Genomic DNA, 17,274 nt, shown 5'->3' with positions numbered 1-17,274 from the left:
CCGCCTTGCCTGAATCGGCTGCCTCGCGACGCGTTAGGGCAGCCGATTCACGCAAGTCGGACGACGGGAGTGCGAGGATGCTGCGACCCGGGCGCCGCGTGGCGGTCCGGGTCGCAGCATCCGGGGTGTCACTCCGACAGTTCGATCAGGTTGTAAACCTCGTCCTGCACCGGGCTGGCCGGGTACGAGGTGACTCGCTCGGCGAACGCCAGGGTCGGGACGGGGCTTGCCAGCGGGATACCGGGCAGGAACTGCGCGATCTGCTCGTTGATGTCCTGGTAAGCCGGGTCCTGCTCTTCTTCGGTGGCGAGGCCGCGCGCGGTGGTCAGCGCCGAGAAGAGCTCGGCGTTGTCGAAGCCCCACTCGTTCGAGGGAGCACCGAAGAAGGTGCCCACGAAGTTGTCGGGGTCGTTGTAGTCACCGGTCCAGCCGAGGAGGTGGATGCCGTGCTCGCTACCGCCCTGCATGAGGTCGAGGTACTCGGCCCATTCGTTCGAGACGGGGTTGAGCACCACGCCCACGGCCTCCAGCTGCGACTGCAGGTTCGTGAAGATCTGCTCCGGGTTCGGCATGTACGGCCGCGAGATGTTGACCGGGTAGTTGAAGGTCAGCGTCAGCGGGTTCGCCTCGGTGAAGCCGGCTGCGGCCAGCAGCGACTGAGCCTCCTCGACGTCGTACTCGTATGTCGTGACGTCTTCGTTGAAGCCGATGACGCTTTCCGGCATGAACTGGTCGGCGATCACGGTGCCCTCGGGCAGCACCTGGCTGACCAGCTGCTCCTTGTCGATGGCGTGGGCGAGGGCCTGGCGCACGCGGATGTCGGCGAGCGCGGGGTCGGCCTGGTTCATGGCGAGGTACAGGATGTTGAACGGCTCGCGGTTGACGAGCGTGTAGCCGGCGTCCTCGAGTGCGCCGAGGTCGGCGGGGGCGACGAGGTCGTAGCCGTCGATCGAGCCGGATTCGAGCGCCTGGCGGCGGGCGGTGGTGTCACCGATCACGCGGAAGATGACTTCCTGCACCTGGCCCTGCTCGCCCCAGTAGTCCTCGTACGCGGTGACGGTCGCCTCGGCGCCCGGCTCCCACGAGTCGAACATGAACGGTCCGGTGCCGGTGGGGTGCTCGGTGGCGTACTCGCTCAGCGTCGGCGCCTCCGAGGTGCCGCCCACGTCGTCGGCGTTGTACTCCTCGAGCGCGGCCGGGCTCTGCATGGCGAACGCGGGCAGCGACAGCGCCGGGATGAATCCGGCGAACGGCTCGTTGAGGGTCACGGTGACCTCGGTGTCGCTGCCGACCTCGCAGCTCTCATAGATCGAGGTGCCGGTGTCGGCGTAGCCGCGCATGATCTTGCCCCAGTAATAGGACAGGCTCTCGCTCTGCGCGATGCCGGTGAAGTTGTTCTGCCGGTCGAAGTTGAAGCAGACAGCATCCGCGTTGAACTCGGTGCCGTCGTGGAAGGTCACGCCCTCCTTCAGCTGGAAGGTGTAGGACAGCCCGTCTTCGGACTGCTCCCAGCTCTCCGCCAGGAGCGGCGCCGGGTCGGCCGTGCCGGCCTCGACTCCGACGAGACCCTCGAAGATCTGCCGCGAGATACGGAACGACTCGCCGTCGCTGGCGAAGGCCGGGTCGAGGCTCGAGGGGTCGCCCGACGCTCCGAAGACGAAAGTGGAGTCGACATCGCCGGACGTCGTCTCCTCTTCCCCTCCGCCGCGCTGACTGGAGCAGGCGGAGAGGGCGATCGCCCCGATCGCGACCGCGGCGGCGCCGCTGAGCAGGCGCCGTCTCATCGTGTGTGCCATGTGCTGTGCACCTTCCATGTGGGGGTGAAGACGGGGCCGACGCGCGTCCACGCGGTCGTGCCGCATCCGGTTCAACCGATGTACCGACCGTACCTGCAAGCGATCCGGGTGCTGGTTGCCCGTGTGTATCGATCGTGTTTCGACCGTTCCGCCGGCCCACCCCCGCCGCGGGCTAGCGTGGAGGGATGGCCCGCGCCCGCGTCGAACCCGCCGAGATCGCCTCCACGCGCCTCTCCGACGGGACGATCGCCCGTGTCGTGCCGTCGCCGTATGCGGGCGGATACGAGCTCGAGGTCGACGGAACACCGCAGTCGCACGTCGACCCCGACGATCCCACGCACCTGCACTTCGAATACATCGCGCGGATGGCCGCGGTGATCGACCGGCTGCGGATGCCGGGGCAACCGCTCACCGCGGTGCACCTGGGAGCGGGCGCCTTCACCCTGCCGCGGTACGTCGAGGCGACGCGGCCGGGTTCGCGTCAGCAGGTGATCGAGCTGGAGCAACCGCTCGTCGATCTGGTGCGTGCCACCCTGCCGCTGCCCCGCGGAGGATCGATCCGGGTGCGGATCGGGGATGCCCGGGAGGGACTGGGACGCCTTCCGGCAGGCCTTGTCGGGCAGGTCGATCTGCTCGTCAGCGACGTGTTCGCCGGAGCGCAGACACCGGCCCACCTCACCACGGTGGAGTTCTACCGCGACGCCCTCCGGCTGCTCGCCCCCGACGGCGTGCTGCTGGTCAATGTCGCCGACGGCGCGGGGCTCGCGTTCGCGCGCCGGCAGGTCGCGACCGTGCGGTCCGTGCTGCCGCATGTGGCCGTGCTCGCCGAAGTGCAGGTGCTCAAGGGCAGGCGTTTCGGCAATCTCGTGATCGCCGCATCCCCCGCACCCCTGCCGGTGGAGTGGCTCCCGCGGCTCATGGCGGCGGGACCCCACCCGGCGAAGGTGGCGCACGGCGCGGAGCTCGACGAGTTCGCCCGCGGCGCGCTTCCTGCCACCGATGCGGATGCGACGCCCTCCCCCAAGCCGATTTCTTCGCTGTTCGACCGCTGAGACCGGCGTGCCCTCCCGGCGACCCGCCGCGGCTGCCACACACTAGAAGCGGCCCGTGACAGGCGAGCGACACCGCACGGCGAAGGGAGACGACGATGAGCTACATCCGCGGATACGACCCCGAGACGCTGCGCGAGATCGTCGACCTGAACGAGTGCCAGCATCGGCTCGACGAGATCGGTACGCAGCGGAGCCTGCCGGCCCTGCTCGAACGCGTCTGGCTCCTGAAGGTGCTCGGTCGGCTGGATGACGCCCTGTCGGTGTCGGACCAGTCGGTGCGCGTGGCACGGATGGCCGGAACCCGTAAAGACCTCCTGCGCGCACGCATCTTGCACGCGACGATCCTGCAGGCCCGCGACGCGCTGCCCGCCGCGGCCCAGGAGCTCAGCACGTGTGCCGCGGAGGCCGACGGCGCGGGGTGGTCGGGGATCGCCGCCTTCGCCTACCAGCACCGCGGCAAGGTCTACTACGACGCCGGCGATTACGACGACGCCCGCACCGACTTCAAGCGCGCCCTCTTCCTCCGCCAGGACGCCGGCGCCGCCGACGAGCAGCTCGAATCGACGCTGCTGGCGATCGATGCCGCCGACCGGCGTCGATCCCGCGCATCGGTCGCCAGCTGACTGTCGGCACCTGCCTTTACGCTCGATTCTCATGTCGGAGCTGCAGCGGGTGCGCACGTGGGCGGAGGCCTTGATCTCCCTCCACCTGGATGCGACGTGGTCGTTCGGGTTCGACAACGCCAAACGTCGCGCGGGCCTGTGCGACTACACGCGCCGCCGCATCAGCGTGTCGCGCTACCTCACGGCCCGCTACGACGACGACACCAACCACCAGACGCTGCTGCACGAGGTGGCGCACGCCCTCGCCGGGCCGGCGGCCGGCCACGGAGCGCAGTGGAAGCGCGTCGCGCGCGACCTCGGCTACATCGGCGGCACCACCCATGCGGGCGAGACGGCGAACGAGCTCGCGCCGTGGGTGGGCGTATGCCCCGCCGGGCATGTGGCTTACCGCCACCGAAAGGCGACCCGGCCGACCTCATGCGCCACATGCGCCCCGCGGTTCGATCCGCGGAACGTCTTCACCTGGACGCGGCGCGAGATCACCCCCGCCACGCGGCTGGCCGCGCAGACGCCCCGCTGACCCGGGCTCTAGCGGGTTGTGCTGGGGTGGGCGGATGCGCCGCGGCGTCACCCCGGCACGAAGGCTCCGTTGCGGAGGACCGGTACGACGGATGCGGCATCCACCACCGCTGCGGAGAGCACCTCGTCGCGCCGGCCCCGTGCGGCGAGCTGTCGGCCCGACCCGCTCGCCGTCAAGAGGTGCCGTGTGGCGCCGCGGAGCGCGCGGAACGCCTCACCGGCGACGGCGGCGTCGGGCGAGCAGGCGTCGATGCCGAGGTCGCCGAGCGCCGCGATGACCGCCCCGGCGCCGAGCGAGTCTTCGACGGCGAAACGCAGCTCCGGCGCATCCGCCCCGACCCGCTCCCCGGCCGCGACCACCGCCACGCTCGTGCGAACGCCGCGCTCGCCCTGTCGCGCGAGGACCCACCGGGCCACCGCCGCCGCGTTGCGGATGCACCCGAGCACGACCTCGCCTTCGCCCTCCGCGGCGGCGGATGCCACGGCCGCGCCGTTGAGCGAGACGGCATGGGCCGCGGCATCCAGCCGATACGACCCACCCGAGGCCAGCAGGTCGGTCACGGTCGAGGAGAAGCGCAGCACGTCGACGACCACCACGATGTCGGCAGGGGTGAGCCGGGCGAGGCCCTCGGTTCCCCACTCGAGACGCACCTGGTAGACGGACTGGTCGAACGAGGATGCGGTTGCAGGCACCCGTCGAGCCTAGGACGCGCGCCGCGGCCGGCCCGATGGGCGAGGATGGGGCGATGCGCATCCTGCTCAAGCTGGTCATCGACTGCGACGCCGACGCGGCCTGGCGTGCCCTTCACTCCCCACGCGCGGTGGCGGAGTTGTACGGCCCGCTCCTGACGATGGAGCCGCTGTCCGATGCGCCGACCTCGTGGGAGGCGGGGATGGACATGCCCGTGCAGCTGTCCGTCGCCGGCGCGCTCCCCATGGGGAACCAGCTCATCTCCGTCAGTGAGCGCGAGGCATCCGACGCCAACGGCCCCGTGCGGATCTTCCGCGACAGCGGCATTCCCCTCACCGGGCCGCTGTCCAGTCTGGATGTCTGGGACCACCAGATGGCCGTATCCCCGGCGCCGGGCGACCCCACCCGCACCCTCTGGCGCGATCGGCTCGTGATCGGCGGGCGCACCGCGCCGCTCCTGTGGCCGGTGCTGTGGTCCGCGTGGCAGTGGCGTGCCGCCCGCATCCGCGCCCTCGCCCCATCGTGGGCGCACGATCCGGAGCCGGTCGCCGGCGGCTGAACCCGACAACGACCCGCGCGCGAGAAACGACAATCCGGACGAGACGGCACGCGGCGCGGCGTTTCTCATCCGGAACGTCGTTTCTCGCGCGCGGGGGCGCGGGCGACCGGACGGGGGGACGCGGGGGTCAGGCGAGGCCGTGGTCGTAGGCGAAGACGACGAGCTGCACGCGATCGCGGAGACCGAGCTTGGCGAGGATGCGGCTGATGTGCGTCTTGACCGTGGCTTCGGAGAGGAACTCCCCCGCGGCGATCTCGGCGTTGCTGAGGCCCCGGGCGGCGAGCGCGAACACTTCCCGCTCACGCCCGGTGAGGGTCGCGAACGATGGCGGAACCGGCCGGGTCTCCCGCGCCCCCGCGGCGAAGAGTTCCCGGGTCGCCGACGCGGCAATCACGGCGGAGCCGGCGTGGACGGTGCGTATCGAGGCGAGGAGGAACTCCGGTTCGGCGTCCTTCAGCAGGAACCCGCTCGCACCCTGGCGGATGGCGCGGGCCGCCGCCTGGTCGAGATCGAAGGTCGTCAGCATCACCACGCGCGGCGGGTCGGGTCGGGACAGCAGATCGGCCGTCGCGGCCAGGCCGTCCATCACCGGCATGCGGATGTCCATGAGCACGACGTCGGGGCGGGTGGCGGCGACCACGGCGAGTGCCTCGCGGCCGTCTGCCGCCTCCCCCACGACGTCGAGGTCGGGCTGGGAGTCGATGACCATGCGGATGCCGGCGCGGAACAGCGCCTGATCGTCGACGAGCACGACGCGGATGGGCGTGGTCATGGCGCCTCCGCGATCGGGATCCGCGCGGTGACGACGAAGCGACCGCCGTCGGACCCCGCCTCGAGTGCGCCCCCGGCCAGCTGCGCGCGTTCGCGCATGCCGATGAGTCCGTGCCCGCCCGTGGAGGGGGGCGCGGCGGACGCGAGCGGGTTGCCGACCGCGATCTCCACCCGGCCGGGATGCCACGCCAGCCGGACCGTGACCGGGCCGCTCGCCCCGTGGCGCAGCGCGTTGGTGAGGGCTTCCTGCAGGATGCGGTAGACCGCGAGCTGCACGGAGGCCGAGGGATCGGCGGCCGGCGCCGGATCCACATCCACCTCGAGGTCGACACCGGCCGCACGCACCTGGGCGTACAGCGCGTCGACATCGGCCAACGTGGGCTGCGGGCCCTCGCCCTGGCTGTGCCGCAGCTGGGTGAGGAGCAGCCGGACGTCCGACAGCGCGGCGCGGGCCGTCGTGGAGATCGTGCTGAGCGCCGTCGTCGCGGCGGCAGGATCGGATGCGGCGGCATACCGTGCACCGTCGGCCTGCGCGATGACCACCGCGAGCGAGTGCGCGACGACATCGTGCATGTCGCGAGCGATGCGCACCCGCTCCTGCTCGGCCACCGCATCCGCCTCGGCTTCTTCGCGCGCGCGCCGCGCCTCGCGCGCGGACAGCGCCGTGCGGACCAGGGCTCCCGTGACCCACGCCAGCAGCAGCGCGAACGTCGCGGCGACGAGCACGGCGAGCCCCACCGTGATCAGCCGAGACTCCACGACGCCGGGCTGGACCACGTAGAGGTACACCGCGATCACGAGCGCACCCGCGAACGCCGACGCGAAGCCCAGCCAGTACACCAGGCGCCGGCCGTACGCGGCGGTGGCGTACAGCACCGCGAAGATCGCCACGTTGCTGGGCGACGGGTCGAGCAGGGCCACCATCTGCACGATCGCGCTGAGCCACGCGATGGCGAGCGCGAGCCCCGGGGCGAGGCGGCGGAACGCGAGCGCCACCGCGAGCAGTGCCGCCGCGCCGACGCCCGCGAGCAGCTGCGCGTTGCTGCTCATGCTCAGCAGCGACACGTCCACCACGAGCGCCACGAAACCGAACACCAGCGCCGCGACGACGTCGATGACGATCTGGGAGCGGCGCAGCGTACGGAACATCGTGTCCGAGGCTACGCGGAGCGGGAAGACGCAGCATCCGCCTGCAGATGTATCTGCGGGGGCTGCCGCTACCGCGCGTAGACCCGCAGGGCGGCAGGTACGGCGCGGATGCTGAGCGAGAACCCGGCGGGGTCGGCCTCCTCCAGCTCACCGTCGTGGACGTACACGGGCTCCGCCTTCCCGGGGCGGACCTGGATGTCCCACGCCGGTTCGACGAACCGCTCGAAGTCGGAAGCGGGCGGCATGAGCCGCAGGGCGCGCATCGCGGCGACCGTCCGCCGCCCGAACGCGAGGGAGGCCATGGCCCGAACCCGCGACCCTCGCGCGTGGTGAACCCGCACGTCGAGGGTGGGGTCGTCCAGGTGCACGCGCTGCATCGTCGCGTGCCGCTCCGGGTCGTTGCGTCCGACGCTGACGAACACCGACCACACCGCCGCGCGGCGGCCATCGCGGACGATAACGATCGGCTGGGAACCATGCAGTTCGCGCCAGATCGCCACGACGCCACCGGCCCACTTCCCCAGATGGCCCTCGCGGGTGCGTTCGGCGAGGAACTGCGGGTACGCGCCCAGCGAGACAGCGTTGAGAACCGTGATCGGTTCCCCGCCGTCCACCACGACCTCGGCCACCGCGACCTCGCGGAGGCGTCCGGCGGTGAAGGCATCCAGGGCCGCATCCACGTCCTCGAGACCGGCGGCGCGCGCGAAGTGGTTGAACGTACCGCCGGGGAGCACCAGCAGCGGAACGTCGTAGCGACGCGCCAGGTGCGCCATGCGCGACACCGATCCGTCACCCCCGAGCACGCCGAGCACCGCGGGGCGGTCACGGGCGGCCATGGCCTCCGCCACGACGTCGCTCAGGCTCTCGTCCGCGTCCAGCTGGCGGACGACGGCGCGCGGCAGCCGCCGGCGGATCTCCGGCATCGGATCGGCACGCAGCACCGCCTCGCCCGCGCCGCTGTTCGCGAGCACCAGCAGACCCAAGCCGTCCGCAGACGCCGGTTCGTTTTCGTCGGGCATGCTCCGACGCTACTGGTCCGCCCGCCCCGCCAGGAGCGCTTGACACGCCGGCGGTAGGCTGGCCGCATCCTGACCAGCCCCGGTGCGCACGCGCCGGTATACCCCGGAGATCGGAGGTTCCCATGTCTGTTTCCGCCGCCACGTCCCGTGCGCACAAGGCGATCATCGGCGAGCCCGAGGTCGTCGAGGACGGCCGGGCCGCCGGTGTGGAGCGCTCCCCGGCGTGGCTGTCGCTGAAGGACGCCGCCACGGCCCTGCAGCCCCTGCAGGCGCAGGACGGGTCGGTTCCGGATGCCGCGGATCATCCCGCCGCCGCGTCCCTCGTGGGAGAGATCATCGCCGCGATCGAGGAGCTGGCGCCGCGCTTCCCGCACGACGCGGAGTACCTCGAGGCCTCCGTCGCCGACTTCGCGCGGTGGCAGGCCGAGGGGTTCGGCGTCCCGGACTTCCTGGACTCCCTCGTCGCGTTCCAGCCGCAGCAGCATCGCATCGACGGTATCCGGCACCTCGTGGTGTTCCCGATGTACACGCAGAACGGCTCCCGCGACCGGCACGTCGAGGCCGTGCTGGCCGAGGTCATCTGGCCCGAGTTCATCGCGCGGCTGGAGCAGGAGTACACCAACCGGCTGTTCGTGTCGCTGCGCCTGGTGGACTTCACACCCGGGTACGACACGAACTCCGCCGTGCTGTTTCCTGAGACCGTCGCGATGCGCGAGATCCCGACCTTCACGTGGGGTGCCATCTTCCAGGACCGCGAGGCCGCCCGGTACCGACGCGTCGTGGACGCCGCGGCGGCGATCACGAAGCTCGAGCTGCCCGCCGACGCTGCCCGGATGCTGGAGGACCAGGCACTCGCGGAGCGCGCGTTCGTGATGTGGGACATCATCCACGACCGGACGCACATGCGCGGCGACCTGCCGTTCGATCCGTTCATGATCAAGCAGCGCATGCCGTTCTTCCTGTACTCGCTGGAGGAGTTGCGGTGCGACCTGACGGCGTTCCGCGAGTGCGTCGCGATCGAGAAGCGGCTGCAGGCGCGCGTGGAGGACGCCGCGGCCGGTGAGCCGGTCGAACCGCTGGATGCGGCGGAGGCCGCGATGCTCGAGCACGCCACGCTCGTGCAGTACGCGGTGATCTTCGACCGCATCTTCCGGTTCGCGATCACCGGTTCGCGGGTGCGCAACTACGACGGGGTCGGCGGCCAGCTGCTGTTCGCCTGGCTGCACCAGCGCGGAGTGCTGCACTGGACCGACACGTCGCTCGCGTTCGACTGGGACGAGGTCCCGGCAGCGGTCGTGGCGCTCGGGGATGCGATCGACGAGCTGTACTGGCGCTCGATCGACCGGCCGAAGACAGCGCACTGGCTCGCGGCATATGAGCTCGTGCGCGGCGTGCTGACGCCGCATCCGGCATCGTCGTGGGCGCGGGGCCTTCCCGACGAGGTGCTCTCGGGCACCCCGAAGGGCTACACGGATGCGGTGCTGGACGACGAATTCCCGCTGTCGATGTTCTACGAGGCGCTCGAGAAGAAGATGCGCGCGGTCATCGCGTCGACCGCGGGGATCCGCGGCACCGACTGACCCCCGCATCCCCCAGCCCCGGCACCTTCCCCGGGTTTGGGGCGGATCGCGTGCTTCGGGGCGGGTATTTCTCGCCCCGAAGCACGCCTCGCGCCCCAAACCCGGGTTGGGGCGAGCGGCGCCGGGGAGCGCGGCGGGATCAGCGCACGGTGAGGATCGCGTCCCAGACGGCGTCGGCGACCTCGCGCTTCGTGCCCTCGGCCCGCGCGAGCGCGGCACCGTCGCGCCCGACCACCGTCACGACGTTGTGGGTTCCGCCGAAACCGGCCTCCCACCCGACCCGGTTGGCCACGAGCAGGTCGACGCCTTTGCGCGCGACCTTGCGGCGCGCGCGGTTGAGCAGCGCCTCGTCGTCGTCCTCCGTCTCGGCGGCGAACGCGACCACGGTCTGCCCGGGGAGGCGGCGCTCGGCGAGCCCCGCGACGATGTCGGGGGTGCGGACCAGCTCGAGCGTGAGTCCCGTTCCGCCGGCGTCTTCCTTGCTGAGCTTGTGCTCGCTGACTTCGGCGACGCGGTAGTCCGACACCGCCGCGGCCATGACGACGACATCGGCGACGGGCGCGGCGCGGCCCATGGTCGCTTCGAGCTCGGCGACCGTGCTGGTCCGCTCGACGCGGATCCGCGGGTGCGCCGCGGCCACATCGAGCACGCCGTCATCCACGTGCCCCACCACGAGGACGACGTCTGCCGCGCGGTCGGCGGCGGCCAGCGCCAGGGCGACGCCCTGCCTGCCGCTGGAGCGGTTTCCGAGGAACCGCACGGGGTCGATCGGCTCGCGCGTGCCGCCGGCGGACACGACGACGGCGAGCCCCGCCAGGTCGACGCGCTCGGGTACGAGCGCAAGAGCGACCGCAACGATCGTCTCCGGTTCGCTCATCCGCCCAGGACCGGAGTCACCGCCGGTGAGGGGTCCGTCGGCCGGGCCGACCATCGTGACGCCGCGTGCGGTGAGGGTCGCGACATTCGCGCGGGTGGCGGGATGCTGCCACATCTCGGTGTGCATCGCCGGGGCCACCACCACCGGCGCGGAGGTGGCGAGCAGCGTCGTCCCCAGCAGATCGGACGCGAGACCCGCCGCCATCGAGGCGAGGGTGTTCGCGGTCGCCGGTGCGATGATCACGAGTTCCGCGCGACGGCCGAGGGCGACGTGCCGCACCTCTGCCACGTCGTCGTGCACACTGGTGGACACGGGGTTGCGGCTGATCGCTTCCCACGTGGTCAGCCCGACGAAACGCAGTGCGTCCTCGGTGGGAATCACGTGCACCTCATGGCCGTTGGTCACGAGGAGTCGGACGAGATGCACGGTCTTGTACGCGGCGATCCCACCGGTGACGCCCACGACGATGAACACGCGCCCATCCTTCCACGGGGCAGGCGCAGGCGGGAGAAATGCCATGTGCACCGTCATCCTCTCTGTTCCGGAGGACCCGACCGCACCCACGCGCGTCCTCGCCGTGCGCGACGAAGACCCCGGGCGACCCTGGGATGCGCCGGGGCCGTGGTGGCCGCAGTCGCATCCGGGCGTGGTCGGCGTCCGCGATGCGCGGGCCGGTGGGGCATGGATGGCGGCCGATCCGGCGCGAGCGCGGCTCGCGGTCATCCTCAACCGCCGCGAGGTCGCCGGCGCGACCGAATCCCGCGGCGCCATCGTGCTCGACGCGGTCGACGGGCGACCGCCGGCGTCGGCGCCGCGCACGAACGGCTTCAACCTCGTCGTGGTGGACGAGCAGGGCACCCGGGTGACGTCGTGGGACGGGGACGCGCTGCGCGAGACCCGGCTGGCTCCAGGCGTGCACATGATCGCCCACGACGACGTGGACGACGCGGGGACACCGCGCATCGCCCGGTGGCTCCCGGAGTTCGCGGCGGCAGACACGGCGGCAGCCGCGGCGGGGACATCGGGCGTGGCCGGATCCGCTGCATCCACACCGTGGTTGCGGGACTGGATGGCGGTTCTCGACCGCAGCGCCGGACTGCCACCCACCGACGACCGCGCCATCGTCCGCGACAACCGGCCGTACGGGGTTCCGACGCTGTCGCTCCTCGTCTGCGCCGCATCCGTCGGCCCAGACGGCGTGGACCTCGCCTACGGCGAGCTCGACGAGCCCGGTCAGTGGAATCGGCTCGAACTCGTGTCGCGCGTGCCCCCGCGTTCCTAGACTGGGCGCATGACGGCACATCAGCCCGACATCGACGTCGTGCCGGACGAACTCGTCGCCGGCCGACTCATCCTCCTCGCCGGTGGTACGAGCGCCGCGGGACGCGCGGCCGCCGCGACGCTGTCGGCCGCGGGCGCTCGGGTGATCGTGGCCGGTCGCGACGCGGCCAAACTCGACGCGTTACGCGCCGAAATGCCCGCCGTCGCGGTCGAAGCCTGCGACCTGACCGATGAGTCGGGCGTCGTGGCGATGGCCGAACGGGTGCGCTCCCGTCACGGCCGCATCGACGGCATCCTGCACCTGGTGGGGGGATGGCGAGGCGGCGGCGGGCTCGCCGGCCAGAGCGACGCGGACTTCCGGGCGCTCGAGGTGTCGCTCACCGCCCTGCGGCACGTCTCGCGGGCGTTCGACGCCGATCTGAATGCCTCCACCGCCGGGAGGCTGGCGATCGTGTCGTCCACCGCGGCGGCGCGACCCCTGGCCGGAGGCGCGAACTATGCCGCGGTCAAGGCCGCGAGCGAAGCGTGGACGCGCGCCGTGGGACAGGGGTTCGCGAAGGCTGCGCGCGACGCCGGCGGCCCGCAGACGGCTGCGTCGGTGATCTTCCGCGTGCGGAGCCTCGCCGGGCTCGAAGCGGCCCTCGCCGACGCTTTCGTCGCCCTGTGGGACGACGACGCCTCCGTGTGGAACGACACGGTCCTCGAGCTGAGCACCCCCGACTGACCCCCGCCCCCCGCTCCTCGCGCTCCCTCGCGCTCCCTCGCCGAGAAACGACGATCCGGACGAGAAACGACGCGGCGCGCTGTGTTTCGACCGGGATGTAGTTTCTCGGCGTCGGCGCGGCGGCTCCGGGCGCACCTAGGCTGGGATGTCGTGACTGCACTGCATGACGCCGCCGTGCGCGGCTTCGCCTCCGACAACTACTCCGGCGTCCACCCCGAGGTTCTGGCCGCGATCGCCACCGCCAACGAGGGGCATCAGATCTCCTACGGCGAGGACGTCTACACCGCGCGGCTGAAGGATGTCTTCGTCGAGCACCTGGGCGAGGGCGTCGAGGCCTATCCCGTCTTCAACGGCACCGGCGCGAACGTCGTGGGGCTCCAGTCCATGCTCCCCCGCTGGGGCGCGGTGATCGCCGCATCCACCGCCCACATCAACGTCGACGAGGGCGGGGCGCCGGAGCGCGTCGGCGGGATCAAGATCCTCAACGTCCCCACGGACGACGGCAAACTCACCCCCGAGCTCATCGACCGGGAGGCGTGGGGATGGGGCGACGAGCACCGGGCGCAGCCGCTCGTGGTGTCCCTCGCCCAGTCCACCGAGCTCGGCACGCTCTACAGCGTCGATGAACTCCGCGCCATCTCCGAGCACGTGCACGAGCGCGGGATGCGTCTGCACATGGACGGGGCGCGGATCGCCAACGCCGCCGCATCCCTCGGTCTGCCGCTGCGCGCCTTCACGCGCGACGTGGGTGTGGACGTGATGAGCTTCGGCGGCACCAAGAACGGCGCGATGATCGGCGAGGCGATCGTCGTCCTCGACCCCGAGGCATCCACCGGCCTCACCTACCTGCGCAAGCTCGACATGCAGCTGTCGAGCAAGATGCGGTTCGTCTCGGCGCAGCTGATCGCGCTGCTCGACGGCGACCTCTGGCTGCGCAACGCCTCGCACGCCAACGCGATGGCGCAGCGCCTGCGTGCCGGCATCGAGGCGGGCCTCGCGGAGGGCACGATCCGAGGGATCGCGTTCACCCAGCCGACGCAGGCGAACGGCGTGTTCGCGACGGTGCCCGAGGGCGTCGCGGATCGGCTGCGGGAAAGCTTCCGTTTCTACGACTGGGACGCCACGCGCCGCGAGGTGCGGTGGATGTGCAGCTTCGACACGACCGAGGCCGACATCGACACGTTCCTCGAGGTCATCGCGCGCGAGACGACCGCCGCCGGGGCCTGACGCCCCGCGCCCCGCGCCCGGCGCCCCGCGAGACAGGGTATTTTCGGCGAGACACGACGCGGTGCGGTGCGTCTCGCCGAAGATTTCGTTTCTCGGCGAAGGCGCGGGGCGAAGGCGCGCGCGGGGCGAGCGGTCAGCGCAGGGCGCCGACGCTCGCGAGCGCCAGGCGGATGAGGGTGCCGCGGCCGCCCTCCATCTCGTCGGCGAGCGCGTCGGAGGACGCCTCCTCGGGCGAGAGCCACGTCACCTCGAGCGCATCCTGCCGCGGCTCGCAGGTTCCCGACACCGGCACCACGAAGGCGAGCGACACGGCGTGCTGCCGGTCGTCGTGGAACGCGGTCATCCCCGGCAGCGGAAAGTACTCCGCGACCGTGAACGGGGTCGGCTGCGGCGGCAGCGTCGGGAACGCCATGGGCCCGAGGTCGTTCTCGAGGTGGCGGAACAGCGCGTCGCGCACCGTCTCGCCGTACCTCACGCGCCCCGACACGATGGTGCGGCTCATCTCGCCGATGGGTGTCGCGCGCAGGAGGATCCCCACCTGCACCACGGCTCCCATGCCGTCGGTGCGCACCGGCACCGCCTCGACGTAGAGGATCGGCATCCGCCGTCGGATCTCGGCGAGCTCGACGTCGCTGAGCCACCCGGGATTGCCGGAGGTTCCCCCCGCCGAGCCGGAGTCGAAGGGCGAACCGAGCGGCTCGCTGCGGGCGTCGTCGTCGTTGCCGTCGGCGGGGTCGGGATCCGGGGTGCGCACAGGCATGCTCCCTGTATACCAACCCACCGCGAAATCGCGCTGATCCCGGACGGATGTCCCGGCTTCGGCGCCGGCTGGAAGGATGGGCCGCATGAACCAAACGCCCCGCATCGACGCCGACCTCGTCGTCTGGAGCGCCCCACCCGCAGAACGCGCCGACCGCCCCGTGCTGGTCCTGCTCCACGGATACGGCGCGGATGAACGCGACCTGTTCGCGTTGGCCGAGCACCTCCCCGACGCGTTCGTCTTCGCGGCCGTGCGGGCGCCGTTGGCCCCGCCGTGGCCGTCGCCGGGGTACTCCTGGTATCCGATCGAGGGTTTGGCCGGTCGCGACGCGTCGGCGGTCACAGCGGCCGCGGCGGGAGTGGTGGAGTGGGTGGATTCTGTCGCCGGGGCCGCACGCGTGGGACTGCTCGGCTTCTCGCAGGGCGCCGCGGTGGCACTCCAGGCCATGCGGCTGGATCCCGAGCGGTTCGCTTTCGCGGTGAACCTGTCGGGATATGCCACACCGGGCGCGCTCCCGGGAGACCCGGCCCTTGCCGAGCGAAAGCCGCCGGTCTTCTGGGGACGCGGAACCCGCGACGACGTCATCCCCGAGCCCCTCGTGGCGCACACCGTGGACTGGCTGCCCGCCCATGCCGAGCTCACCGGACGCGTCTATCCGGGGCTCGCGCACAGCGTGTCGGCGCAGGAGCTCGCCGACGTGCACGCCTTCCTCACGAAGCGCCTGGACGACCCCGCCAGGCCGTGATGCGCGCACGCAGCCCGCGAAGTGGTTGCGTCGCTGCAACTGCTCGATTATCGTGGCCGAGCCCTGTTCCGAGTGTGAGGACCCCCTCCGGTGAAGATCGACGTCGCTTCCGCGCCCTTGTCCGCGCGCTGAACCGTCGACCCGCCGTAACTCGGCAGCCTCTGCCGGCCTGAAAGGCCGCGGCGGTCCGGTGTCAGCGCCTGCACCACCGGAGCATGATGTCCGCCCTCTCCTCCTCCTCTCTCGTCTTCGATTCCGTGTCCCTCGTGTGGGATGACGGCACCGCGGCCCTCCGCGACGTGTCCGGCGCCTTCGGCATCGGCCGCACGGGGCTCGTCGGTCGCAACGGATCGGGCAAGTCGACCCTGCTGCGGATCGCCGCCGGCGACCTGCAGCCGACCTCCGGCCACGTGTTCCGCTCCGGAGAGGTCGCGTACCTGCCCCAGCGGCTGACCCTCGATGTCGACCGGCCCGTCGCGGACCTGCTCGGGGTGGGCGCCGCGCTGACGGGCCTGCGGGCCATCGAATCCGGCGACCCCGACCCGCGCCACTTCGAGGCGGTCGGCGACGACTGGGACGTGGAGGCGCGCGCGATCGCCGCGCTGGCCGAGGCCGGGCTGCCGCCGGATGCTCTCGGCCGGACGATCGGCTCGCTCTCGGGTGGGGAGGCGATCCTCGCCGCGATCGCCGGCATCCGCCTCGGCGACGCCCCTCTCACACTGCTGGACGAACCGACGAACAACCTCGACCGCGACGCGCGCGGAAGGCTCGCCGAAATGGTGCGTTCGTGGCGCGGCACGCTCGTCGTGGTGAGTCACGATGTGACCCTCCTCGACCTGATGGATGACACCGCAGAGCTCTACGAGAACACCCTCTCCGTGTTCGGCGGCCCCTACTCCGCGTGGCGGGAATGGCTGAATGCGGAGCAGGATGCTGCGCGCCAGGCCGAGCGGACCGCCGCGCAGGCGATGCGACGCGAGAAGCGCGACCGCATCGAGGCGGAGCACAAGCTCGCCCGGCGGGCGCAGATGGGGCACAAGGCACAGGTCGAGAAGCGCGTTCCCGGGATCGTGGCCGGCGGCCGCAAGCACGCGGCGCAGGTGTCGGCCGGTCGCCTTCGCACCGAGGTGCGCGAGAAGGAGGCAGGGGCTCGCGCTGCGTGGGATGCGGCCGACCGACGCGTGCGGGACGACGACGTGATCCGCATCGACCTCCCCGATCCCGGGGTCGCCGGTGCGCGCCGCATCCTCAGCCTCGGCGACGGCGAGCGCACCTGGATCATGCAAGGCCCCGAGCGGGTGGCGATCGTCGGTCCCAACGGCATCGGCAAGACGACACTGCTCGAGCAGATCATCGGGAACGTCGGCGGCGGCTTCGGCGCGAGTTCCGTGACGGCCCAGCTGCACACCGACCGGGTCGCATACCTGCCGCAGCGGGTGGACGGGCTCGAGGAGGGGGTATCGGTCCTCGAGAACGTGCGGGCCGGAGCGCCCGACGTGCCGCCGGCCGAGCTCCGCAACCGGCTCGCGCGATTCCTCCTGCGCGGGGACGCGGTCGACCGCCCCGTGGCGACGCTGTCGGGAGGCGAGCGCTTCCGGGTGGCGCTGGCCCGGCTGCTGCTGGCCGATCCGGCCCCGCAGCTGCTGATTCTGGACGAGCCGACGAACAATCTCGACCTCGATACGGTCGACCGATTCGTCGACGCCCTCGCGGCCTACCGCGGAGCGGTGCTCGTCGTGAGCCACGACGATGCGTTCCTCGCCCGGATCACGCCCGACCTCGTCCTCGCCCTGGGAGCGGAAGGGATCAGGGAGGTCTGAATCCGGGCTACAGCCGCGGAAGGGTGATCCGGAAGGACGCACCTTCCGCGACGGGCTCCGCGTCATCGCCAGCCGTCCCTC

At 71.7% G+C, this 17,274-nt stretch carries 17 protein-coding genes; 10 read left to right on the top strand and 7 right to left on the bottom strand.

The window, feature by feature from the left end:
* Nucleotides 1-128: 128 nt before the first annotated feature.
* Nucleotides 129-1,796 (bottom strand): ABC transporter substrate-binding protein, encoded by a 1,668-nt coding sequence (locus AC4FS2_RS00505; RefSeq protein ID WP_491176032.1) that lies wholly within the window; start codon nt 1,794-1,796, stop codon nt 129-131.
* A 185-nt stretch (nt 1,797-1,981) separates the two neighbouring features.
* Here AC4FS2_RS00505 and AC4FS2_RS00500 point away from each other — a divergent pair, with 185 nt between their 5' ends.
* The 3 genes from AC4FS2_RS00500 to AC4FS2_RS00490 all read left to right on the top strand — a co-directional run bounded on the left by AC4FS2_RS00500 (nt 1,982) and on the right by AC4FS2_RS00490 (nt 3,991).
* A complete protein-coding gene (locus AC4FS2_RS00500; RefSeq protein WP_491154461.1) occupies nt 1,982-2,848 on the top strand; it encodes a spermidine synthase in 867 nt (288 codons plus the stop codon).
* A 95-nt stretch (nt 2,849-2,943) separates the two neighbouring features.
* A complete protein-coding gene (locus tag AC4FS2_RS00495) occupies nt 2,944-3,471 on the top strand; it encodes a tetratricopeptide repeat protein (RefSeq protein WP_491154462.1) in 528 nt (175 codons plus the stop codon).
* A 31-nt stretch (nt 3,472-3,502) separates the two neighbouring features.
* Nucleotides 3,503-3,991: a SprT-like domain-containing protein gene (locus AC4FS2_RS00490; RefSeq protein WP_491176029.1), complete on the top strand. Its 489-nt coding sequence runs from the start codon at nt 3,503-3,505 to the stop codon at nt 3,989-3,991.
* Between the two features lie 47 nt (nt 3,992-4,038).
* Here the strand turns inward: AC4FS2_RS00490 and AC4FS2_RS00485 are convergent, their stop codons facing one another.
* Entirely contained in the window at nt 4,039-4,683 is a 645-nt protein-coding gene (locus AC4FS2_RS00485) for a 2-phosphosulfolactate phosphatase (protein WP_491176027.1), read from the bottom strand.
* A gap of 53 nt (nt 4,684-4,736) precedes the next feature.
* On the opposite strand from AC4FS2_RS00485, the gene AC4FS2_RS00480 reads away from it, so the two are divergent.
* Nucleotides 4,737-5,240 carry a hypothetical protein gene (locus AC4FS2_RS00480; RefSeq protein WP_491176025.1) on the top strand — a complete coding sequence of 168 codons (504 nt, stop codon included), beginning with the start codon at nt 4,737-4,739 and terminating at the stop codon, nt 5,238-5,240.
* 127 nt (nt 5,241-5,367) lie between these two features.
* Here the strand turns inward: AC4FS2_RS00480 and AC4FS2_RS00475 are convergent, their stop codons facing one another.
* The 3 genes from AC4FS2_RS00475 to AC4FS2_RS00465 all read right to left on the bottom strand — a co-directional run bounded on the left by AC4FS2_RS00475 (nt 5,368) and on the right by AC4FS2_RS00465 (nt 8,179).
* Entirely contained in the window at nt 5,368-6,012 is a 645-nt protein-coding gene (locus tag AC4FS2_RS00475) for a response regulator (protein WP_491176022.1), read from the bottom strand.
* Nucleotides 6,009-7,160, bottom strand: a complete 1,152-nt coding sequence (locus AC4FS2_RS00470; RefSeq protein ID WP_491176020.1) for a sensor histidine kinase — start codon at nt 7,158-7,160, stop codon at nt 6,009-6,011. The genes AC4FS2_RS00475 and AC4FS2_RS00470 overlap by 4 nt, the downstream gene beginning before the upstream one ends.
* A gap of 68 nt (nt 7,161-7,228) precedes the next feature.
* Nucleotides 7,229-8,179: a diacylglycerol/lipid kinase family protein gene (locus AC4FS2_RS00465; protein ID WP_491176018.1), complete on the bottom strand. Its 951-nt coding sequence runs from the start codon at nt 8,177-8,179 to the stop codon at nt 7,229-7,231.
* 122 nt (nt 8,180-8,301) lie between these two features.
* On the opposite strand from AC4FS2_RS00465, the gene AC4FS2_RS00460 reads away from it, so the two are divergent.
* On the top strand, nt 8,302-9,759 hold the full coding sequence (locus tag AC4FS2_RS00460) for a DUF6421 family protein (protein WP_491176016.1): 1,458 nt from the start codon (nt 8,302-8,304) through the stop codon (nt 9,757-9,759).
* A gap of 139 nt (nt 9,760-9,898) precedes the next feature.
* Here the strand turns inward: AC4FS2_RS00460 and coaBC are convergent, their stop codons facing one another.
* Nucleotides 9,899-11,110, bottom strand: coding sequence for a bifunctional phosphopantothenoylcysteine decarboxylase/phosphopantothenate--cysteine ligase CoaBC (coaBC, locus tag AC4FS2_RS00455; protein WP_491176014.1), 1,212 nt, complete (start codon nt 11,108-11,110; stop codon nt 9,899-9,901).
* Between the two features lie 43 nt (nt 11,111-11,153).
* On the opposite strand from coaBC, the gene AC4FS2_RS00450 reads away from it, so the two are divergent.
* The 3 genes from AC4FS2_RS00450 (at nt 11,154) to AC4FS2_RS00440 (ending at nt 13,868) form a co-directional block, all read left to right on the top strand.
* A complete protein-coding gene (locus AC4FS2_RS00450; protein WP_491176012.1) occupies nt 11,154-11,918 on the top strand; it encodes an NRDE family protein in 765 nt (254 codons plus the stop codon).
* Between the two features lie 9 nt (nt 11,919-11,927).
* A complete protein-coding gene (locus AC4FS2_RS00445; protein ID WP_491154477.1) occupies nt 11,928-12,641 on the top strand; it encodes an SDR family NAD(P)-dependent oxidoreductase in 714 nt (237 codons plus the stop codon).
* A 150-nt stretch (nt 12,642-12,791) separates the two neighbouring features.
* Nucleotides 12,792-13,868 carry a threonine aldolase family protein gene (locus AC4FS2_RS00440; protein ID WP_491176009.1) on the top strand — a complete coding sequence of 359 codons (1,077 nt, stop codon included), beginning with the start codon at nt 12,792-12,794 and terminating at the stop codon, nt 13,866-13,868.
* A gap of 133 nt (nt 13,869-14,001) precedes the next feature.
* Here the strand turns inward: AC4FS2_RS00440 and AC4FS2_RS00435 are convergent, their stop codons facing one another.
* Entirely contained in the window at nt 14,002-14,628 is a 627-nt protein-coding gene (locus AC4FS2_RS00435) for an NUDIX hydrolase family protein (protein WP_491154481.1), read from the bottom strand.
* A gap of 85 nt (nt 14,629-14,713) precedes the next feature.
* On the opposite strand from AC4FS2_RS00435, the gene AC4FS2_RS00430 reads away from it, so the two are divergent.
* Together AC4FS2_RS00430 and AC4FS2_RS00425 are read left to right on the top strand one after the other, a co-directional pair.
* Entirely contained in the window at nt 14,714-15,373 is a 660-nt protein-coding gene (locus AC4FS2_RS00430) for an alpha/beta hydrolase (protein ID WP_491176007.1), read from the top strand.
* Nucleotides 15,374-15,591: 218 nt separating this feature from the next.
* Complete coding sequence (locus AC4FS2_RS00425; RefSeq protein ID WP_491177776.1) at nt 15,592-17,193, top strand: ABC-F family ATP-binding cassette domain-containing protein; 1,602 nt, start codon at nt 15,592-15,594, stop codon at nt 17,191-17,193.
* Nucleotides 17,194-17,274 lie beyond the last annotated feature (81 nt).

The organism is Microbacterium sp. Z10_103, assembly GCF_058310455.1.
Note: the sequence above shows the minus strand (reverse complement) of the source record. Positions and strands in the feature narration are given on the sequence as shown.